At 41.6% G+C, this 19,856-nt stretch carries 13 protein-coding genes; all 13 read left to right on the forward strand.

Going from position 1 to position 19,856, the window contains the following annotated elements:
* Positions 1-251 precede the first annotated feature (251 nt).
* The 13 genes from ACEYV4_RS03600 (at position 252) to ACEYV4_RS03660 (ending at position 19,783) form a co-directional block, all read left to right on the forward strand.
* The gene (locus ACEYV4_RS03600; protein ID WP_373842066.1) at positions 252-2,672 is read left to right on the forward strand and encodes a serine-rich glycoprotein adhesin; all 2,421 of its coding nucleotides are present in this window, start codon (positions 252-254) and stop codon (positions 2,670-2,672) included.
* Between the two features lie 181 nt (positions 2,673-2,853).
* Complete coding sequence (gene secY2 / locus ACEYV4_RS03605) at positions 2,854-4,035, forward strand: accessory Sec system protein translocase subunit SecY2 (protein WP_373842067.1); 1,182 nt, start codon at positions 2,854-2,856, stop codon at positions 4,033-4,035.
* Between the two features lie 3 nt (positions 4,036-4,038).
* Entirely contained in the window at positions 4,039-5,577 is a 1,539-nt protein-coding gene (gene asp1, locus ACEYV4_RS03610; protein ID WP_373842068.1) for an accessory Sec system protein Asp1, read from the forward strand.
* Complete coding sequence (gene asp2 / locus ACEYV4_RS03615; protein WP_373842069.1) at positions 5,577-7,085, forward strand: accessory Sec system protein Asp2; 1,509 nt, start codon at positions 5,577-5,579, stop codon at positions 7,083-7,085. The genes asp1 and asp2 overlap by 1 nt, the downstream gene beginning before the upstream one ends.
* The gene (asp3, locus tag ACEYV4_RS03620) at positions 7,085-7,993 is read left to right on the forward strand and encodes an accessory Sec system protein Asp3 (protein ID WP_373842070.1); all 909 of its coding nucleotides are present in this window, start codon (positions 7,085-7,087) and stop codon (positions 7,991-7,993) included. The genes asp2 and asp3 overlap by 1 nt, the downstream gene beginning before the upstream one ends.
* On the forward strand, positions 7,993-10,353 hold the full coding sequence (secA2, locus tag ACEYV4_RS03625; RefSeq protein WP_373842071.1) for an accessory Sec system translocase SecA2: 2,361 nt from the start codon (positions 7,993-7,995) through the stop codon (positions 10,351-10,353). Before asp3 ends, secA2 begins: the two co-directional genes overlap by 1 nt.
* Before the next feature lie 18 nt (positions 10,354-10,371).
* Positions 10,372-11,898 (forward strand): accessory Sec system glycosyltransferase GtfA, encoded by a 1,527-nt coding sequence (gene gtfA / locus ACEYV4_RS03630; protein WP_373842072.1) that lies wholly within the window; start codon positions 10,372-10,374, stop codon positions 11,896-11,898.
* A complete protein-coding gene (gene gtfB / locus ACEYV4_RS03635) occupies positions 11,891-13,228 on the forward strand; it encodes an accessory Sec system glycosylation chaperone GtfB (RefSeq protein WP_373842073.1) in 1,338 nt (445 codons plus the stop codon). The genes gtfA and gtfB overlap by 8 nt, the downstream gene beginning before the upstream one ends.
* The gene (locus ACEYV4_RS03640; RefSeq protein ID WP_373842074.1) at positions 13,215-13,403 is read left to right on the forward strand and encodes a hypothetical protein; all 189 of its coding nucleotides are present in this window, start codon (positions 13,215-13,217) and stop codon (positions 13,401-13,403) included. The genes gtfB and ACEYV4_RS03640 overlap by 14 nt, the downstream gene beginning before the upstream one ends.
* 11 nt (positions 13,404-13,414) lie before the next feature.
* The gene (locus ACEYV4_RS03645) at positions 13,415-14,431 is read left to right on the forward strand and encodes a sugar transferase (RefSeq protein ID WP_373842075.1); all 1,017 of its coding nucleotides are present in this window, start codon (positions 13,415-13,417) and stop codon (positions 14,429-14,431) included.
* A 173-nt stretch (positions 14,432-14,604) separates the two neighbouring features.
* Positions 14,605-16,101, forward strand: a complete 1,497-nt coding sequence (locus ACEYV4_RS03650; RefSeq protein ID WP_373842076.1) for a MucBP domain-containing protein — start codon at positions 14,605-14,607, stop codon at positions 16,099-16,101.
* A gap of 139 nt (positions 16,102-16,240) precedes the next feature.
* Positions 16,241-17,755 carry a glycosyltransferase gene (locus tag ACEYV4_RS03655; protein ID WP_373842077.1) on the forward strand — a complete coding sequence of 505 codons (1,515 nt, stop codon included), beginning with the start codon at positions 16,241-16,243 and terminating at the stop codon, positions 17,753-17,755.
* Between the two features lie 36 nt (positions 17,756-17,791).
* On the forward strand, positions 17,792-19,783 hold the full coding sequence (locus tag ACEYV4_RS03660) for a hypothetical protein (protein WP_373842078.1): 1,992 nt from the start codon (positions 17,792-17,794) through the stop codon (positions 19,781-19,783).
* The last annotated feature ends 73 nt before the right edge of the window (positions 19,784-19,856 follow it).

Below are 19,856 nucleotides of genomic sequence, written 5' to 3' on the forward strand. Positions count from 1 at the left end.
TTTGAAAAGGCACTACAAAAGTTTGCTGAAGAATAAAATAAGCTATTAAATAAAAGTAATATTCTATAGCTCTTACCCAGATGTGGTAGGGGCTATTTGATTTTTAAAGGAAAAAGAATAGTAAACAGTTAAATAATTGATTTATTGAAGGAAAATGTTATAACAGAACTACAATGAAATGATTATGAAAGTTTGCTGAAAATGCTGAGGTTAATTAAATACATAATATTAGTTTAAGGAAGTGGATTGCCTTGCTAAATAAGAGAGATTATGAGGAAAAATCTGATAAAGTAAAAATGTATAAGACCCACCACGGCTGGGTGAGTTGCTTAACTCGCTTTTTCAGTATTTTACATTTTTCCAAGAAAGTCGAAACTAAACAGACTACTTACACCGATCCAGATGAACTGGATAATCATGTATCAGATACGGTTAATTCTTATTTAAAAGGACTAGGACTGCTCTCCACCATTTTAGGAATTGGTGGGGGTGCCGATGCTATATCACCAACAACGGTCCAAGCCGCCACTCGAACGGTAAATACGGATTCTCAAGTGATCGGCTCCACTAGCGCTTCGCAGAATGATAATTCTTCATTGTTTGCTAGTCAGCAGGATTCGGCTTCGACCAGTACTACGCAAAGTCAATCGGATACCCAAAGTACTACCCAGACAAGTCTTTCAACGGCTAACTCGACTAGTACTTCAGTGTTATCAACTTCGAATAATACAAATACCAATTCAACTAATAATACTACGACTGAAACTCTGACAGTTCCCAGCATTAGTCAAGCACATGCCAATACTCAGGCTCAATTGAACGCTGAACTATTTACCCAAGCATCAAACTGGCAATCTAGTACCATCTATCCTAGCGGTGAAACAAGTTTAGCTGGAGGATACGGTTGGGGACAAATTCAAGTTAAAAGTCCAATTTTGGGCACTGTCAATAAGGGTGATGCTTACTACGTCAACATTGGTAACACTACATTATTTGATTATGATACTACTCCCGTAACTACCAACAAGTTTGATGTTCAAAGGATTAGTCCTGGTGTCTACAAATTAACTGCTAAGGACACGTATACTGCTAATGCTGACTTTGATATTACGATTGGTGTTAAACCTAAGGAAATTGTCACTGCTAACAAGACCATTACCGTTCCTGTTAGTGTTACTACTCCCAATAATACAACGATACCAATTAATACAACTATGAATTTAACACCAGCTCCTAAACAGAGTTGGCAACAGACCCATCCACTTCTCAAGTACGTTTGTTTTGGTTATGATACCAAGGATCCAACTAGAATTGACTGGGGAATTTACCTTAACTACAATAAATCTGATCTATCCGACCTGAAGTTTAATGCTAGTTTTACCGGCCAAACAATTGTTCCAAGTTCTGTTACGGCTTATAATGTTACAGATGATGAAATTACCGATAAAAATGGTAATCCAATTGATGCCACTAACATTGTAAGTATTCTGAATCATAACTATGATCATTATAATGGTGACGCAGTTGATTGGTTCTTAGGGATCCCTAAGGAGGGATCGCAACAAAATGGGCCCTACAACAATATGAATAGCTCTAAAACAGAATTAACTATTAATGAACCAGGGCAATTGATGATTGGCGGTAAAGATGAATCTAAACAACCCATGTACATTTGGTTTCAAACGCAAACTGGTAAACCAAGTGGGCCAAGAACATCTACGATTACCTTATCTGGTAAGGGTGGTTATACTAGCTTAACTGTTAGTCCTCAGCATTCTTCTGGTAATTCTGCTGATGCTAATGGTGATAGCTTGTCGTTGAGTGAATCACAGAGCACGAGTACCAGTGTGAGTGAGTCCCGAAGTCACAGTGCTAGTTTGAGTGAATCTTGGAGCCATAGCGCCAGTTTGAGTGAATCCTGGTCCCGAAGTCACAGTACCAGTGTGAGTGAGTCACAAAGTCATAGTTTGAGTGTGAGTGAATCTCGGAGTCACAGTACCAGTGTGAGTGAATCTCGGAGTCACAGTACCAGTGTAAGTGAGTCACAAAGCCATAGTTTGAGTGTAAGTGAATCCCGGAGTCACAGTACTAGTGTGAGTGAGTCGCAAAGCCATAGTTTGAGTGTAAGTGAATCTCGGAGTCACAGTACCAGTGTGAGTGAGTCACAAAGCCATAGTTTGAGTGTAAGTGAGTCACGGAGTCACAGTTTGAGTGTAAGTGAATCACGAAGTCACAGTACTAGTGTAAGTGAATCAACAAGCTATAGTGAATCAACCTCTACTTCAACTAGTGGCAGTACAAGTAGATCAACAAGTTATAGTAGTTCAACTACTACTTCATTGAGTACCTCTACTTCAACTAGTCATAGTGTGAGTGAATCAACAAGCTATAGTGAATCAACCTCTACTTCAACTAGTGACAGTACAAGTGAGTCAATGAGTCAAAGTAATTCCACTAGTAACTCATTGAGTGAATCTACTTCAACTAGTCATAGTACAAATGAATTAACGAGCTATAGTGGATCTACTAGTATTTCATCGAACACTAAGTTGCCACAGACAGGTAATCGTTCGCAAAGCCTTTCAATCTTTGCGTTAGGATTGCTAGCTATTGATGCTCTGTATTCTTTGTTACCATTTGGCAGGAAACGTCGTCATAATGATAATAAATAGGATAAATTGAAGAAACAGTACAGCTCTTGTCTAATTTGGGCAAGGGCTGTTTCATTACTCTTAAATAGCAACTGTTACAATTAAGAATTAATACAACTGATGATTGATTGTATTAAAATAAAAGCAATAATATGTTGGCATACATGATAAGAAAGCGTGTCGATTAAGAATGATAAAAAAAATGCAACTGAATAACCTACGCTGGCGAATTGGTTATACGTTGCTGATTCTCCTGGTATATATTCTTGGAAACAGTATTCCAGTACCGTTTGTTCAGCTTACTCAAGCTTTTCGTGGTATGTTAAATCGCAGTCCACTGACTATGGTGAGCTTTCTTGGTGGTGCTAATCTAGAACGACTATCGGTCTTTAGTGTGGGTCTGAATCCCTTCATGATTGCAATGATGATTGTTCAACTCTTGACTATGATGCGTTTGTTTGGAGCGGATACCTTATCGCCGCACCAAATGATGATCGTTCAGCAATGGCTCAGCCTGATTTTAGCCATTGCTCAATCGACGGCACTTGTTTATGCCTTTAAACTAACCAATGGCTTATGGCAATCTTTAGGAGCAATCCTGATCTTTACGACCGGCAGTATGTTCGTTCTCTGGTTGGGCCTGATGAATATGCAATTTGGAATTGGTGGCACGATGACCCTGATTCTTTTCAACATTATTTTTTCTTCGGTTGGTCCATTACTTCGTTCAGTTAACCAGATGAGTCAATCGTCCAATGGAACATGGTTGATTGTTGGTTTGGTAATTTTATCCATTACTGAATTACTTTTTTGGGTAGCCTTCAACCGGGTTTATTACCGGTCAACTATGATTGATATTAACTTGCCCAGTACGACCAGGCCATTAACACTGCCGTTGGCTTTTAATATTGGGGCAATGATGACCTACATGATTGGGATGGCCTTGTTGATGATGCCGTTGATGCTGACCCAGTTGATTCATCACCACACAATTTTTAACAATATTAGTTTCCAATGTTGGTTCTGTGCGATCATGACTTTCGTGCTCTTCTACTTTTTCACATACTTACAATTTAATCCACAGGAACAAGCTAAGAAAATGCGTAATCAAAATAGTTATATTGTTGGCGTTCGACCAGGTAAGCCTACCAAAAACTATTTCTGGTTTCATTGGCTCTGGATTTGCTTACCAGGGGCGTTATTGAATGCTGCCCAGTTGACTTTTGGCTTGGTAGGGATTCAGTTACTTGGTAAGTATGCCGCTTTTGCACTAGTATCGGTCAACATTGTGATGATCGTGATGTTTATAAAAACTATTAAAGATCAACTGTTGATTTTATTGATCCCGCATCGTTACGAACGTTTAATGAAGAGGGAGGGGTAATCAATGGATTATATTGTTCCTGCTTGGCACCAGTTGCTGAATGACTGGTCTTTTACAGTTCCTCACCTGGAATTTGATGACGCAACTAACCAGCTTCAACTTTTTCAAAGCGGTAAAACGGGGATTGGACTGCTCGTGACTGATTACCAGCCCTATCTGATTACTAAACTTGGTCAGTTAGCGCTTAGTCCTCAACGTGTTCTTAGTGTTTTCGACTATTTACAAGGTATTAATCATCTGGATGGCCACACTGTAAGCTATCGTGACTTACGATGGCCTGCTGACGCCTTTATGGAATTTGGTAACTTTCATTTAATCGTGTGGCGACAAAATCGTCGTTATGCCGAAGTGGTATATGATACTCAGGGACGAATTATCTGGGTTGATTATTACGGTGACCATGACCGTGTTCAAAGGCGTCTACGTTTTGATAGTCGAGGATTTGTTTCGCGGGCGGCTATCTATCATGGTAAGACTGTCGCCCAGCATATCTATTATGATGAACAAGGACACTGGCGGTTTAAGCATGATTTGGCGACTGATGCTGTTATGATTAACCCGACTTACCAGGGAAAATTGGCTCATCAGTGTTATGACCACCTGAATGACTTAATTGCCGAAGTAGTCTTTCAGAATTTTCTGCCAAAACTACGAAAGACTCATGGTCGATTAGTGATTTCGGTCGATAATCATGCGACCGTTGATCAACGTAAATTGGGGAAGCAGTTACCGACCATTTATTCGGTTAGTCATTGGCACGCTTATGATCAAGTTTTGCCACGGCTCGATAAAAATTTGTCCCGGTTGGTGGTCGATTCCCAAGCAACTGGTGAACAGGTTACTAAACTCTTGCCGGATCAGGAGGTGTCCCCGGTGCTAATTCCGCCCTTTTATTCGCAGTTTCAGTTGGGGCACAGTCAACAAGTTCGTGAACAACGTTTAGCCCTCTTTGCTGAAAATATCGATTTGGCAACCTTAAGCCACCTGTTGGAATTGCTTTATAAGCGCCTCTTCAAGCGAGCTAAGCAGGAGCAACTCTATATCTTTACTTATAGTCAGATTAGTGATGCTTCAGCTAAACAGGCTTTGCGGCAGTTGTGTGATCGACACCAGGGTGAATTTTTGCTGTATACCAAGCAATTGGCGCAAATGCTCAGGCTACGTGACCAGAAATTTCTAAAGCTGCCGATCCTTCACATTAAAGTGGTCCGTTTGGCTAGTGTGGCCGATGCTCTTAAGTATTTAGATAAGATCCGGGTAATCATTGATTGGAGTCCAGTTCCAGATGAGTTCTTCCAGATGATTAGCGTTAGTATGGGAATCCCACAGATTCAGCGTCAATCCACGGCTGAAGTTCAGGACCACCAAAATGGCCTGATTTGCCAAAAAATGAGCCAGCTTAATTCTGCGTTGGATTATTATTTGAAGAATTTAAGAAATTGGAATGTTGCTCTGATTAACGATGTCCGGGTTTTAAATCGTAACTCGAGTCAGCAACTCTTAGCCAAGTGGCGGCAAGCATGGAAGCAAGGTGAATATTAGTGGCAACAACGGTTTTGCAGCTTGGTGGTGACAACAATTGGGCTAAAACTTGTCAGCTTTCCAGTGACCTAAAATGGCATTTTAATGATTTCCTATCAAACAAGCTAGCTTGGTATTCGGTAGTTATTTTAACCGGTCGGGTGGACTTTCCAGATCAACTTTGGGAAGAACTCTTGTGGTCATCAACCCCATATTCGGTCTTTTACCAGGCTGGTCTGAAAGAGCAATTGAGTCCGGCCGCCCGACGTTTTCTCAAGTTAACGGTGGCTAAGCAATTTCATGAAACACCACAAAAGATGGCAGAATTGATTGAGCGTAAATATTTCTTTGGCCAAACCGGAATCCGATTGAGGCCTAATGATCTTGTAATTGATGAGCGTCATTTCCATGAACTTGATTTTCCCGATGGTGGTCACCTTAGGTTGATGGTAAATAGTCAAAATTGGGAGGCAATCGGTTCTTATCGTCAAGCCCTTTACGTTGATCCTCATCGTCAATTAAAATTGTGGTTGGAAGCACAGCATGATTCTAGCGTGGCAGTGCGGCTCGTGGCTTATCCTTTAGACAATAACGATCAGGGCAAGTATTATTATTTTCCGGTTAATGCCGAAGACAGGGAACTGGTAGTGCCAACACCAATTACGACTAATCCCCAATTTATAACAATAGGGGTTCAGGCCCGCGGGCATGGTCACCTGAAGCTTGGAATGTTTCATTACCGCTGGGCCCGTTACGGTGCCGGTGAATACATTGCTGGTGGCCATCGATTGATCAATCCTGCTAATAATGAAGAAGTCGCTTACTACTTTAATCCTGGTGATATGAAGCCACCATTAAATGTCTATTTTGCCGGTGCGCGAAGCATGGAGGGCTTTGAAGCCTACCCACTTTTTCGCAATTTACACGCGCCAAGTTTGCTTTTCACTGATCCCCGGTTAGAAGTAGGCCAGTTCTATACTGGTGACTATATTGAAGCAGGCGTTCGTCGAGTAATCCGACAAACCCTTATTAAGCTTGGCTTTACCACCGCTGACTTGATTACTGCCGGTACTTCCATGGGCTCTTATGCAGCCCTGCGGTTTGGTGCTCAACTTGGTGCTCATGGTATCTTTGTCAGGAAGGAAATTGCTAACCTAGGATATGTAGCAAGCCGCAGTCGTTTTGATCGACCAGACGAATTTGAGGCTGCTTTTGATATTGACGCCCAATTAATCGATCATCAGAGTCCAACCACACTTAAACAACTTGACCGACAATTTTGGATGGATCTCAATGCAACTGACCTTTCTAAGACTCGTCTGTTCATGGTTTATATGAAAAATGATGATTATGACAATCATGCCATTCATGATTTATTGAAGTCACCGGCCATTGCTCAAAGCCGCCAATTTGTTTACCAGGGTTATCGAGGTCATCATAATGATGAAACTGAGGACGTAATTAATTGGTTTGTTTTTCGAATTCGTCAGATGATGCGAACTGACTTTGGCAGAAAGGAACCAGTTTAATGAGACAAAGTTTAATTAACGAAATTTACTGGGGGCCAAATTATAATCAAGCTTTTGCCTATGGATCACATATTCAAATTGATGCTCATAATGTGGTTACTTTTGACAACCAGCTCATGGCAGCCGGTCGGGTGCTTTTTTCATGGTATTCCGCCTATAATTACCAGACTAGTAAAACCAGCCCGCAGTTACCGATTCTGCAGGTTAGTCGGCGTTACCGGTTAGTTTTCAAGGGAAGTGTAAAGCCCGCTGGTACTTTAATCTTTCGCCTAATTTTTCGTGATCTTCAAGGGCAGGAGATTAAGCGGCTCAACTTAACGACACGGGTTAGTGAATTTACCTGTCCATCGGGCACAGTTGAATACGAGCTTCAATTAGTTAATGGTGGGTGCACCCACTTGACTTTTCAACGCTTTGAACTGGGACCAGCCGCTTTACCAATTGGTGCCAATGATGATTTGTGGTTACAAGAGGGCGTTAATGATCAACCGGAAAAACAGCTAACCCTTCTTTTAGTTCATGATCACAAACAATATAAGCGTGCTTTGCAAGAACTGATTACTTTGGCTCAGGGAATGTCAGTGCAGGCGTTAAGCGTTAGTTGGCAGTACCATGGAAATTTGATCAGTGAATTACAGCAGCTTTTAAAAGGTAATTCTGTTCATGATTTACGTTTGGTTAGCTGTTATCCAGCTTATGATCAGATTGTGCTTGAGCTTTACCAACAAAGGTTGATTTATCAGGCCTTAGTAACCGACCGAGTTAGAATTATCAATCGTCCGCAATGTGTTCAACAATATCATTGGCAACAACCAGCAACATGGCTCACCCCAGCATCAGCTGATCCAGACTGGTCGGTTATTTTTGCGGCTTTGCATAATCAGAATAATGAAGAAGGTGTGCAATAGTGCTGCTAGACCAAATTGAGTTACACCGGGTCCATCGACAATTGCGCCGGGTGAATGCCTGGGCAGACCGAATGCACCAGATGAGTGATGAAGAACTTAAGAGCCAGACGACGATTCTTAAGCAAGAATTGAAGAATGGCAAGACACTGGGCCAAATCCTGCCACGGGCTTTTGCAACCGTACGGGAGGCCGATTATCGTCTGCTGGGAATGTATCCCTATGATGTACAAGTGATGGGTGCAATTGTCCTTAGCCGTGGCTACATTGCCGAGATGAAAACCGGGGAGGGTAAGACCCTGGTAGCCACGATGCCCCTTTACCTAAATACCTTATCTGGCAAGGGGGCTATTTTGGTAACGCCGAACGAATATTTGGCCTCACGGGATGAAGCCCAGTTGGCCCCAGTTTATCGGTGGCTAGGCTTAACGGTTAGCTTAGGATTTTCAGAGAAGATTAAGAATCCTAAACCAGCGCTAAAACGCAAGTGGTACCAGTCGGACATTCTCTACACGACGGCTAGCACACTGGCCTTTGACTATCTGTTTAATAACCTGGCCGACAGCCTTAACGACCAGTACTTACGACCTTATAATTATGTCATTATTGATGAGGTGGATGCGGTCTTAATCGATGGGGCTAATTCACCATTTGTAATTGCTAGTACTCCACAGCTGCAATCGAATCTCTACGCCCTCGCCGATAACTTTGTCCGGATTCTGATTCCGGGTCAAGACATTAAATTTAACCGACAAGAGAAGGGAGTTTGGTTGACCTACCGGGGAGTTCAAAAAGCTGAAAGGTATTTCCGTCTCAAGGGATTATATAGTCTTAAGCATCGGGAACTTTACCGCCACATTGCCCTTGCTTTACGGGCACATTATTATATGAGAAAGGGTCACGATTACTTAGTTAGAAATGGCAAGGTGGTCCTGCTTGATGAGACCAATGGCCGCTTGATGAAGGGCATGAAGCTCAATACTGGCTTGCACCAGGCAATCGAACAGAAGGAACACGTTAAGGTAACTGCCAATCAGGCTACTGCGGCATCAATTACCTACGCTAGTTTGTTTGCTCTCTTTAATAAGACTGCGGGGATGAGTGGAACTGCTAAGGTCAGTGAAAATGAATTTATTAATGTTTATAACATGAAAGTTATCCAGATTCCAACCAATAAACCAGTAATTCGACGTGACCTCCCCTCACAGGTTTACTTGACGACGCAGGAAAAACTGATGCAAGCCATTAATCTAACGTTGCGGTTGCACAAGCAAGGACGACCGATTTTGCTGGTTGCTGGTTCGGTTGAGAACTCAGAGATTGTCTCTGAACTATTGCTGAATAAAGGAATTCCCCACAATGTTTTAAATGCCTTTAATGCTGCTCGTGAAGCCGCCATTGTTAAGAATGCCGGTCAACGAGGTGCGGTGACGATTGCCACTAATATGGCTGGTCGAGGAACCGATATTAAACTGGGCCCCGGAGTTAAAGAGCTTGGGGGCCTGGCAGTAATTGGTACTGAAATGTTACCGGATCGGGTGCGATTACAACTGGCTGGCCGTGCTGGTCGTCAGGGTGATCCTGGTTCTAGTCAATTCTTCATTTCACTAGAAGATAGCTTTATCTCGAAAGCCAGCACGAAACGGTTTAAAAAATATTATCGTAGGGTGCTGAAACGACGACAAACCGGTGCTCAACCTAAAAAATTGAGAAACCCGCTGTTACGGTTAAGTCTCTGGATGCTCAGTAGCCGGGTGGCCGATAGTAAGGAACGATCACGTGAGCAAACTAATAAATATGAGATTGCAATGCGCATTCAACGAAATCATCTTTACCAAGAACGCCAAAGGATTATGGAGACGGACACTCTTGAAAAATTGACGTTCGATTGGCTTGAACGAGGTTTACGTCTTTACTTAGCTGACCATCAACACTGGTCAACTAAGCAACTGCGGCGATTGATTAATGAACATATTACTTACAACCTAGTTGATATACCAAGTAACGTTACCCGTAATCAGCAGGAATTAATTACCTATTTAAAGCACCTTTGTCAAGGAATCTTAACGAAGAAAATACAGAAATTAGCCGATAATCAACAGGTTAATCAATTTTATCGATCTGCCTTACTCAACGCACTTGATTCCTGTTGGGTTGATGAAGTGGATTATCTTTCCCGCTTGCGAACAATTGTTGCACCGTGGGGATTAGCTCAACGGGATCCAGGTTATCTTTATCAAGTTCGGGCGTTACATTCTTATCAACAGATGTTGCACCGTTCTTGGCGAAAGATGGTTGATAATTTAATGTTAAGTGCAATTATGGTTAATAAGAAGCAGCAATTGGTAGTATGGTTCAACTGATTGGAGGTTTGTGACTAGATGACGGTATATAACGTTGATTTGGGAATCGGCTGGGCAAGTAGTGGGGTTGAATATGCACAGTCCTATCGTAATCAGGCCTTTAAATCCTTAAAGATTCCCGCTAAGTTTATTTTTTCCGATTTGATATTAGATAACAATATTGAGGTATATACGAAACAACTCGGTTATGATGACGACCAGATTATCTGGTTTTATAACTTTTTTACAGATATACGAATTGCCCCATCAACTTATTCCTTGGTTGACCTAGAAAAAGTGGAACACTTTAGTAAACGTAATGTGAAATGTCAGGATAATGGTCAAGATATCATTTATACTTTACCGGATGAACAGTTAACCATTAGGGTACACTTGAGTAATCAGCAGAAACAAACGGTTTATTCAGTTAGTTATGAGTTCAATGGTTGTTTAATTCGACGTGACTTTTATTCCTATGTAAAATATGTTTCCGAATTTTATAATGGAGATTCTCAAAACAATATAGTTGCTTATCGAGAATTTTATAATGAAGATGGCAGTGTTGCTTATACGCAGTATCCTAACGGTAAGGACGAATTATTTGTTTTTCCTGACCAAATATATTATTCAAAAAATGCTCTTTACTTAAAGATGTTAGAAGAACTGAATTTCCAACCAAGCGACATTATTATTTTGGATCGGATGGATGATGGGGGTATTTTAATCAATGGTCAATTAATTTTTGAACATCACCTATCAGCCAAATTGGTTGTTGTTGTTCATGCTGACCACTATGATAAACACTATGTTGGTCAGAACATTCTTTGGAACAACTTTTATGAATACCAATTTACCCACCCTGATGATGTAGCAGCATTTATTGTGGCAACTGATAAGCAAAACCAGCTTTTTAAAAAGCAGGAACGACGCTATCAGAAAGCCACTCCCCGGATCGTTACGATTCCAGTTGGTAATTTGACTAAACTGATGAAGCCAACCCAACCACGGAAGGCACATTCAATGATTACGGCTTCCCGATTAGCCGATGAAAAACATATAGATTGGTTGATTCGGGCAGCGGTAATTGCTCGGCAAACCGTACCTGACCTAACACTTGATATTTATGGTTACGGTGGTGAACTTGATCGATTGCAGAAATTGATTGAGAGTTTGAGAGCCACGGACTACATCCGGTTAATGGGGCAGCATGACCTGACTAATGTTTATGAAAGATATGCCGCCTATGTGGCTGCTTCGACTAGTGAAGGTTTTGGCTTAAGCCTAATGGAAGCAGTGGGCTCTGGTCTGCCGATGATTGGATTCGATGTGCCATACGGGAATCAGACTTTTATTGAAAATGGTCAGAATGGCCACCTGATTCCATACCATGAGGATGATAGTATCGATCACAAGGTTAAATCTTTGGCAAGTGCTATGATAAAGCTCTTTACTACGGATGATCTACACGCCTTCAGTAAGCGGTCTTACGCTTTAGCTGAACCTTACCTGCAAAAAAATGTTGCCCAATTATGGTATCGATTATTGGGGGAATTACAAAATGATTAATCTATTTGAAAAATATGATGAACGTTCACAAAACCTCCTGCGGTCTGAATTAATGGCCAAAATTAAGTTACCAACAGTGATAATGGAAGACAACGGCTTTTTGCCTGCAACGGTTGATTCACCGATTCGTTATTTCTGTGGATTAGAGCATGACAACCATCCAGCCCTTTATTTTGATAAGTTGCCAGTACCAGCTTATTGGCGTATCACAGGAACGGCAACTGGTGGCCAAGTATTGGACCTGGACCATAAACGGGCAAACATTATTTTTTACAGTAATGATAATTCTCGCTTGATCAAGGAGGTGCAATGGCTAAATACTCAAGGACAGGTTGCTTGGGTTGATTGTTACAACCAGCATGGGCGTCGCTTTGCTAAGGTTGTTTATACTAATGGCCGACCAGCAGTTAAGCGTTACTATAACCGGAAGGGCAGCCCAGTATTAACCCAAAATCTAGGTGCTGGCGATTTATTCTTAAATTATCGTGGGGTACAACGTCATTTTCCTAACTTAATTGCCTTAACAACGTATTACTTGCATCTATGCCATTATGATTTGGAGCGAGTCTTCTATAATACATTGAATCTTAGCTTGAATGTTGTGCTCAATTTACCAAAGAATGGTGAGGATACTCTTTTCTGGGCTGAGCCAGTTGGTAATCAATTGCCTGGTAATATGACTTATTTGATGCAGCATTCAACTCGGACTAAACATATTATTTTTCAGAACTATCGTGATTGGCAACGAATTCATAAGCAGTTACCAACTGATAGTCAGGTGGATTTTCAATATTTGGGGATCACTTATCCGCATCCGCGTGGCAATGCTCTCCAGCCCAATGCATTGATTCTTACAGATTCGGACCAACTCGAGCAGTTTAGGCAGTTAGTCACCCTTCTACCGCAAGTTACTTTTTACGTTGTGGCTCTAACTAACATGTCGGATAAGTTAATGGCAATGCACCATTATGCTAACGTTAAACTTTATCCGCGAGCTAGTGATCACCAAATTCGGCATTTGCTGAAAATTTGTGACCTTTACTTGGATATTAATCATGGATCAGAAATCCTGGATGCGGTTCTGGGTGCTTTTGAACAGAATATGTTAATCCTGGGCTTCAATAACACCCTGCATCGGCCACAATTAGTCTTACCAGCTAATGTTTATGCGCCAGCAGGTGTTAAACAAATGGCACAAAAAATACTAACTAGTTTGATCAGCCCTAAGACAATGAAGAATCTAATTGATAGTCAACGGAAGGACGCTAGTGAGGTTTTACCAAAGGAGTATCAACGAGTGTTAGGAGCAATCATAGATGGCAAAGCCTAATAAACCAACTTTAGTAGAAGAACATGCTCTTAAACGTCTTAAGAAGGTAGAAGAAGAAAAACGTAAGGCTTACAAAAAGCGGCCGGAAGGGTCTAAGCTCATTCGTTTAATGATGGTGGTTATTTTACTGGTCGTTTTAACGACAATGTTAATACCAATCATCTATCAAAAGTAGGAGTGAAAAGTTTGAAAGTACATATTACAAATCTATACGGGATGGCACCATCGAGTACTGCCCAAATTGCCCAGAACATGGTTGCCGATTTTGCTGAAAATGATTTGAACTACCAAAACATCGGTATTTATTTTTATGATGATTCTGGTGAAAAGCCCGGTGAACTCTCAGCCCGGCTGGATGGGATTCTTGCTGCCTTGAGTGCACGAGACGTTTTCATTTTGCAAACGCCAACTTGGAATTCGGTAGAATGGGAAACGGCCTTGATGAATAAGGTTTCAGCCTATGGTGCTAAAAAGATTATTTTTGTACATGATGTTATCCCGTTAATGTTTGCAGCTAACCGTTATCTGATGAAAAAATGGATTGCTGTCTATAACCGGGCTGATGTCATTATTTTACCGACAAAGCGGATGGCAAAAGTCCTGTCAAAGGAAGGATTAACGGTTAAAAATATTGTCATTCAGCACCTTTGGGATCATTCAGCAAATATTGACTGGCGACAAAGTGTTAAATACCAACCATTAGTTAATTTTGCTGGGGATCCAGCCAAATTTGGCTTTCTTGATCAGTGGACAACTAACCAAGTTAAGTTACAGGTCTTTGCTAAACAACCGAAAAAAACAATACCTAATTCAAAAATTAACTATGTTGGCTGGCATAGTGATCCCGAATTGCTAGCAATGTTGCGCAAAGACGGTGGCTTTGGCCTGGTTTGGGGTGCCAATGATGATAACCTGGTTGAATATATGAAAATGGATTGTTCTTATAAGCTTAGTACCTATTTAGCGGCAGGGATTCCGATTATTATTCAGGGTTGGGGCCCGGTTGCTGATTTGGTACGACGCAAACACCTTGGTTTGATAGCTGACTCCATTGATTCAGTAGTTCAACAGGTTGTTGCGATGGATGAAGAGCAATATCAGTCAATGGTTCAGGCAGTTGATAGTTTTGGCCAGTTAGTACGGAATGGTTACTTTAGTAAACGAGCATTAACCGAGGCAGTTTTTAAAGCTTTTTATGACTAATTATTAAGCAGGGAGAATTTCTTATTCCTGAATGTTCTTTGAAAATGCATATTGCTGGAATAATATTTTGCACTATAATTAAAAGTGTTAGTATAAAATCATTTGTATTTTAAGAATCGTTATCAAGCGTGGGGAACGAGTACGATTCGTTTAACTTAATGGGGGATATTATTGTGGATAATCAACAACCAACAAGTGCACATGATACCAAACAAACGGTTTTCATCAGTTATGTTGATGAAGAGACTGGAAGGGTATTGTCACAGGACCAAAGAGAAGATATTGCTGACCAACCAATTGATTACCAGCCGACCGATCAGCTGAAAAAGTTGAAAGAGCAAGGTTATGTTTTAGCTTATAATGGTTTTCCTAAAAATGCCAAGTATGCAGTAAATGATGATATGAATCAAGTCTTCGTTGTCGTTTTGAAGCATGCTCGTCAACAGGTTAGTCCTGATGCAATTCAAGACCAGGATCAATTACCTAACCAGGATGATTATTTGAAGTCATACACCGCGGTAGTTAATTTTATTGATTCTCAGGGAAATAAGGTCCACAAGCCAATTACTCAGACGATTAAATGGTCACGACCATTGGTTCAAGATCAAGTAAATGACCAATTAAGAGTTGATTCTCAAGCTGCATGGCAGGCTGACACTAAACAATATCAAACCATTACGGTACCGGTAGTAAAAGGATACTTTACTGATCGACGGGAATTACCAGGACAGCCAGCGGTTGAACATAACTTAACTGATACGGTAATCTACCGTCCCTTAGGCAAAATTAAGCCAGTTTTAGCTGATGGGACACCGGTACCCAAGATTGCACCGGTTGCTTACCAAAATGACCCCCATGACTCAACCGCAGTCGTTAGTGATGAACAAGTGCCTCAGATTACGGGCTACAAGCCGAAGCAGGAAACGGTGACTCCGTCTGACCCAAGTGCTGACATCAATGTCATCTATACACCTTTAACTCAGCACGTGGTAGTTAATTTCTTGGATGAGGATGAGCATCAGCTTGACCAGCGGCACTTAAGTGGTTTAGCTGGTGACAAAATTAATTTAGCTGAAGTTAATACGGTGATTGAGCAGCTTAAGAGTCAGGGCTATTCTGTAAAGAATAACGATCTAGTTGCGGGGACTTGCTATGATGGCAGTGCTGCTGATGACCAGGTCTTTACCATTACCCTTACGAAGGCCGCAGTTGATCAGCCAACTGAGGCTACCACTATGCAATCCGCTAAGCGGTATACCTTTACGGTGCACTTTATTGATCAGCGGGGCCAAAAATTATTAGACGATCAGATCCAAGTATCTAACTGGGGTGCTAATGGCGCTGATATTAATCACTATGAGGATGTACAGGCACCGGTGATTCCTGGTTACTTCACCGGGACTAAAGCGGTCAAGGGTCAATTAGCGGTTCCGTTTAACCTTAGCCATACGATTATTTATCAACGACTTGGCAAGATTATCCCGGTAAATGACGAAGGCACTGTGATTAAAGATGCTCCGCATCCGCAGTATCAAAATGATGATGATGACCCGACTAAGATTATTGAAAACCAGGTAGTTCCTAAGGTGACGGGGTATGTACCTGAAGTTGAAACAATTAATCCAAGTAATTGGACTGAAGATACCCGAATCGTTTACCATCAAGCTTAATTTTTAATGAAAAGACGTTCTTAATCATTGGATTAAAAATGTCTTTTTTAGGGTGATCACCGTTAAGCGGTATTAATCAATGCTACAATAAATTTAGTTTTATTATGCTAATTATTAGTCGAATTGAAAGGAATTACCAATGATTTCATTTATAACTAGTCGGCAGGACATGTTAACTTCTGCAATCGAATTGGCTCAAGCCCAGCGTTTGAAAATCTTTGATGCCCTTAAACAGCCGGCTCAGATTGTGACCCTACAGTACAACTTTGCTCATTATGGCGTGGAGAAGAAATTAGGAGTTGTTGGTCGGGTTATTAATCTTTTTCAATATTATCAACGCCTACCTTATAACTACTTAGCAGCGGGCGATCAACAAATTATTGCACAGATCGTTAATCAACCGGGCTTTGACTACCATGCTCAGGATAACCAGGTCTATTATCAAGGAAAATTGCGCATTCGGTTAAACTATAACGATCACCGACTTTATAATGTCGATTATCTTGATAAATTTGGTTTTACTGATCGACGCGATTACTATGATTGCGGTTGTTTATCTTATACTGAATTCTTTGAAGATAAGGGACGGATTGTTACTCGTCAGTACTATGACCACTTTGGGAAGCCAAAGATCGTTTATCATTACCGAGGTGGTAAGGGTAATACTCCAGTCTTCACGATGATTGAGCTCTATGACCAAGGTCGTAAGTGGCAATTGGATTCGGTCGATGAATTGCGTGCTCACTTTCTTGATGAACTGGTTGCCAATGATCCCCATGCAGCTCTTATTTCTGATCGGTCTGACTATGCTCTTAAGGCAATGGGTATGATGAAGAACCAGGTGCCACGTTACCAGGTCTTTCATTCCGTCTTTACTGAGGACGGAAATCCTAAAGGGAAACTCTTTGGGGTCTATAAGCCATTAACGTCGATGTATCAAAAGGGGACCCTTAATGGCTTGATTTCTGCTACTACGCATGAAGCACAAGATGCTGCAACGCGGTTTCAAATCTCGCACAGTTATGGAATCCCAGTAACCTATTTAGATGATGCTCAATTAACTAAGAAGATCCCGTTTACACAGCGACACCGGGGCCAAATTATTGCCGTGGCTCGGTTAACCTCGGTTAAGCGGTTGGATCACTTAATTGATACGGTTATTTTATTAAAGAAGAAATATCCAGAAGTTGACCTGAAAATCTATGGTTTTGATGATAGCTGGAGCAACTATGCAACTTCTAATCACCTTAAGACTTTGGTACGGAATCGGCAGGCTAGCGACTATATTCACTTCTGCGGTTACCGTCATGACCTAACAAGTGTTTACGAAACCGCTGACGTTGAAGTACTGACCAGTCAGTACGAAGGCTTTGCGATGGCTTTGTTAGAGGCCCAAGGGCATGGTTGCCCTGCCGTTAGTTATGATATTAATTATGGACCGTCCGAAATTATTGATGATGGTGTTTCTGGCAAATTGTTGCCAGCTGGGGATATGCATAGCCTTTATGTAGCCTTAGAAGAATTACTACAAAACCGTGACCAGCTTCAACAATACGCAGCCCATGCCCAGCAAGCAGCGACTAAGTTCTCCTTTGAAAAAGTTGCTGCCAAGTGGCGTGATTTCCTGTCAAAGGAAAAGTTGCTGGTTGATTAGTAAGTAAAATAAGAGATAAAAGTAGAGGTGGTTGCTTTGGCGATTAATGATTCAACTCCAATCAATCAAACACGATTGGTGACGACTAGTTATTTTGACTCGGATACGGGAAAGAAAATTGATGATGCACGGGTGCAGGGCATTGTAGGGCAGGTAGCCCTTTGTGACTTCAAGGACCGGCTGGCTAATTATCAACATCAAGGATATGAATTGGTAACGAATGGACTACCGGATAAGGTTCGATACCGTTCTTATGATCAGGTGTATGCAGTAATCTTGAAACACCATTTGCTGGAAATTGATCCTCAGGCAAAGAATAAAGTGGATAGTTCAGTAGTGACTAAGTTGGGGATTGATAAACAGCAGTATCAGCGTAACTGTGTTAAGACGGTTTATTTTGTAACTACTGATGGTGCGCCAGTTGCTCAGGCAAACCAGCAACGGTCAACTTGGCTACGAAAGCTAACAGTTGACCAAGTGACAGGTAAAATCAAAAACCCAGACCAGTCGTGGACTAGTGATCGCCAAACTTATAATGATGTTGCGGCACCAGTAGTTAAGGGATATTATGCAGACCAACAGAACATTAAGGGCGAAGAGGCAGTTAATTGGGATATTAACCAACGGGTTATTTACCGACCAGTAGGCAAGATTATTCCGATGGGGCCAAATGGTCGACCATTAACCACTGGGGTACCATACATTAATGACCCGGCTGACCCAACCAAAGTGCAAGCTAATGAGCGGGTACCGAAAATCGCCGGTTATAAAGCTGACCGGCAACGGATAACACCTGCTTCAGCCGGTGCAGATACGGTTGTAAAATACCAACGTGATATTCGAAAAGCTGTCATTCGCTACTTAGACATAACCACTAACACTACCTTGGTAACCGATAAGGTAAGTGGGGATGTGGACGGTGTAATTAGTTATGTGCCGGCTAAACGGATTCAATATTACCATGATCGTGGTTACCAATTAGTGGAAAATGGTTTTCCAAATGGTGCTAAGTACCGGGCTGATGCTGGCCAACAGCAAGAGTTTACGGTGAAGTTAGCCCATGCCACTAAGCTGGTGAGTGCTGACATGCCGCAAAAAGGTGGCGAGCCGATTAATGCAGTTGACCAGAAGAGTCCAACTTGGCCGGGACGGGAAAACTATGATCGTGATTTTACCTTTACGGTTAGTTTTATTAATCTTTATGGCCAACGTCTGCGCAAAGATCAAGTTCAATCTTCACATTGGACACGAACGATTAAAGTAGACCTTGTCACCGGGAAGATTGTTAACCCACAGGTACAATGGTATTCTCCAGTTAAGCATTACCATGACGTGACGGTGCCAGTAGTTCGTGGCTACTATACTAGTAAGAAGCTTTTGCATGAGCCACAGGCAATTCCGTTCGATATGAGTTACACGATTGTTTACCATGCTTTAGGTCGAATTATTCCTACAGACACAGAAGGCCAGCCATTTCCCCACGTTGCACACCCGCAATATGCCAATGACCCAGTAGACCCAACGGCCATTTTGATCGATAAACAAATTCCGGTGATTCCTGGTTATTCGACAAAGACGTTGACAATTAACCCAAGTAAATTAAGTGCTGACACTAAGATTGTTTATTATGATCATCAAGCTAAGCCTGCCAAGTCAACGACCCCAACAAAAGACCAGCTGGTTAAGAAACCTGCCCCGCAACAACAAACTTCGACTCATGTTGATGCTAAACCAACTTCAGTAACTAAAGCTCAAGTACAACAACCAACTAGTAGTCGGCAGCAAACCAGCCCGACGCAGCATAGTGCTAAGCACGCAATGCAGCCAACAACAGCACAACCGAGTTCCGCTGGATCAGATTCAAATATGAAGAAAAATGATTATCAGAGAACCGCTAAGATTACCTTTACAAGTTCGGCACCAGAACCAACGGCAGCAGCTAAAAAGGATTTAAAAGATGAAGAATCACAGCCAACGGGAGGCTTCTTCAGTCGCTTACGGTCGCACTTTAAAAAAGAAGAACAGTAATAAATAAAGGTAACCGAAGATGCTTTAATTTTATTGACAATCGTCCCTATAGATACTAAACTATCAATTTAGT

Source organism: Limosilactobacillus sp., from assembly GCF_041859915.1.
Classification (GTDB): domain Bacteria; phylum Bacillota; class Bacilli; order Lactobacillales; family Lactobacillaceae; genus Limosilactobacillus.

Excerpts from the sequence above, each read along its gene's own strand:
- gtfB (WP_373842073.1), top strand. The coding sequence starts at position 11,891 with ATGATTAATCTATTTGAAAAATATGATGAACGTTCACAAAACCTCCTG.
- secY2 (WP_373842067.1), top strand. The coding sequence starts at position 2,854 with ATGCAACTGAATAACCTACGCTGGCGAATTGGTTATACGTTGCTGATT.
- ACEYV4_RS03655 (WP_373842077.1), top strand. The coding sequence starts at position 16,241 with ATGATTTCATTTATAACTAGTCGGCAGGACATGTTAACTTCTGCAATC.
- ACEYV4_RS03640 (WP_373842074.1), top strand. The coding sequence starts at position 13,215 with ATGGCAAAGCCTAATAAACCAACTTTAGTAGAAGAACATGCTCTTAAA.
- gtfA (WP_373842072.1), top strand. The coding sequence starts at position 10,372 with ATGACGGTATATAACGTTGATTTGGGAATCGGCTGGGCAAGTAGTGGG.
- asp1 (WP_373842068.1), top strand. The coding sequence starts at position 4,039 with ATGGATTATATTGTTCCTGCTTGGCACCAGTTGCTGAATGACTGGTCT.
- asp3 (WP_373842070.1), top strand. The coding sequence starts at position 7,085 with ATGAGACAAAGTTTAATTAACGAAATTTACTGGGGGCCAAATTATAAT.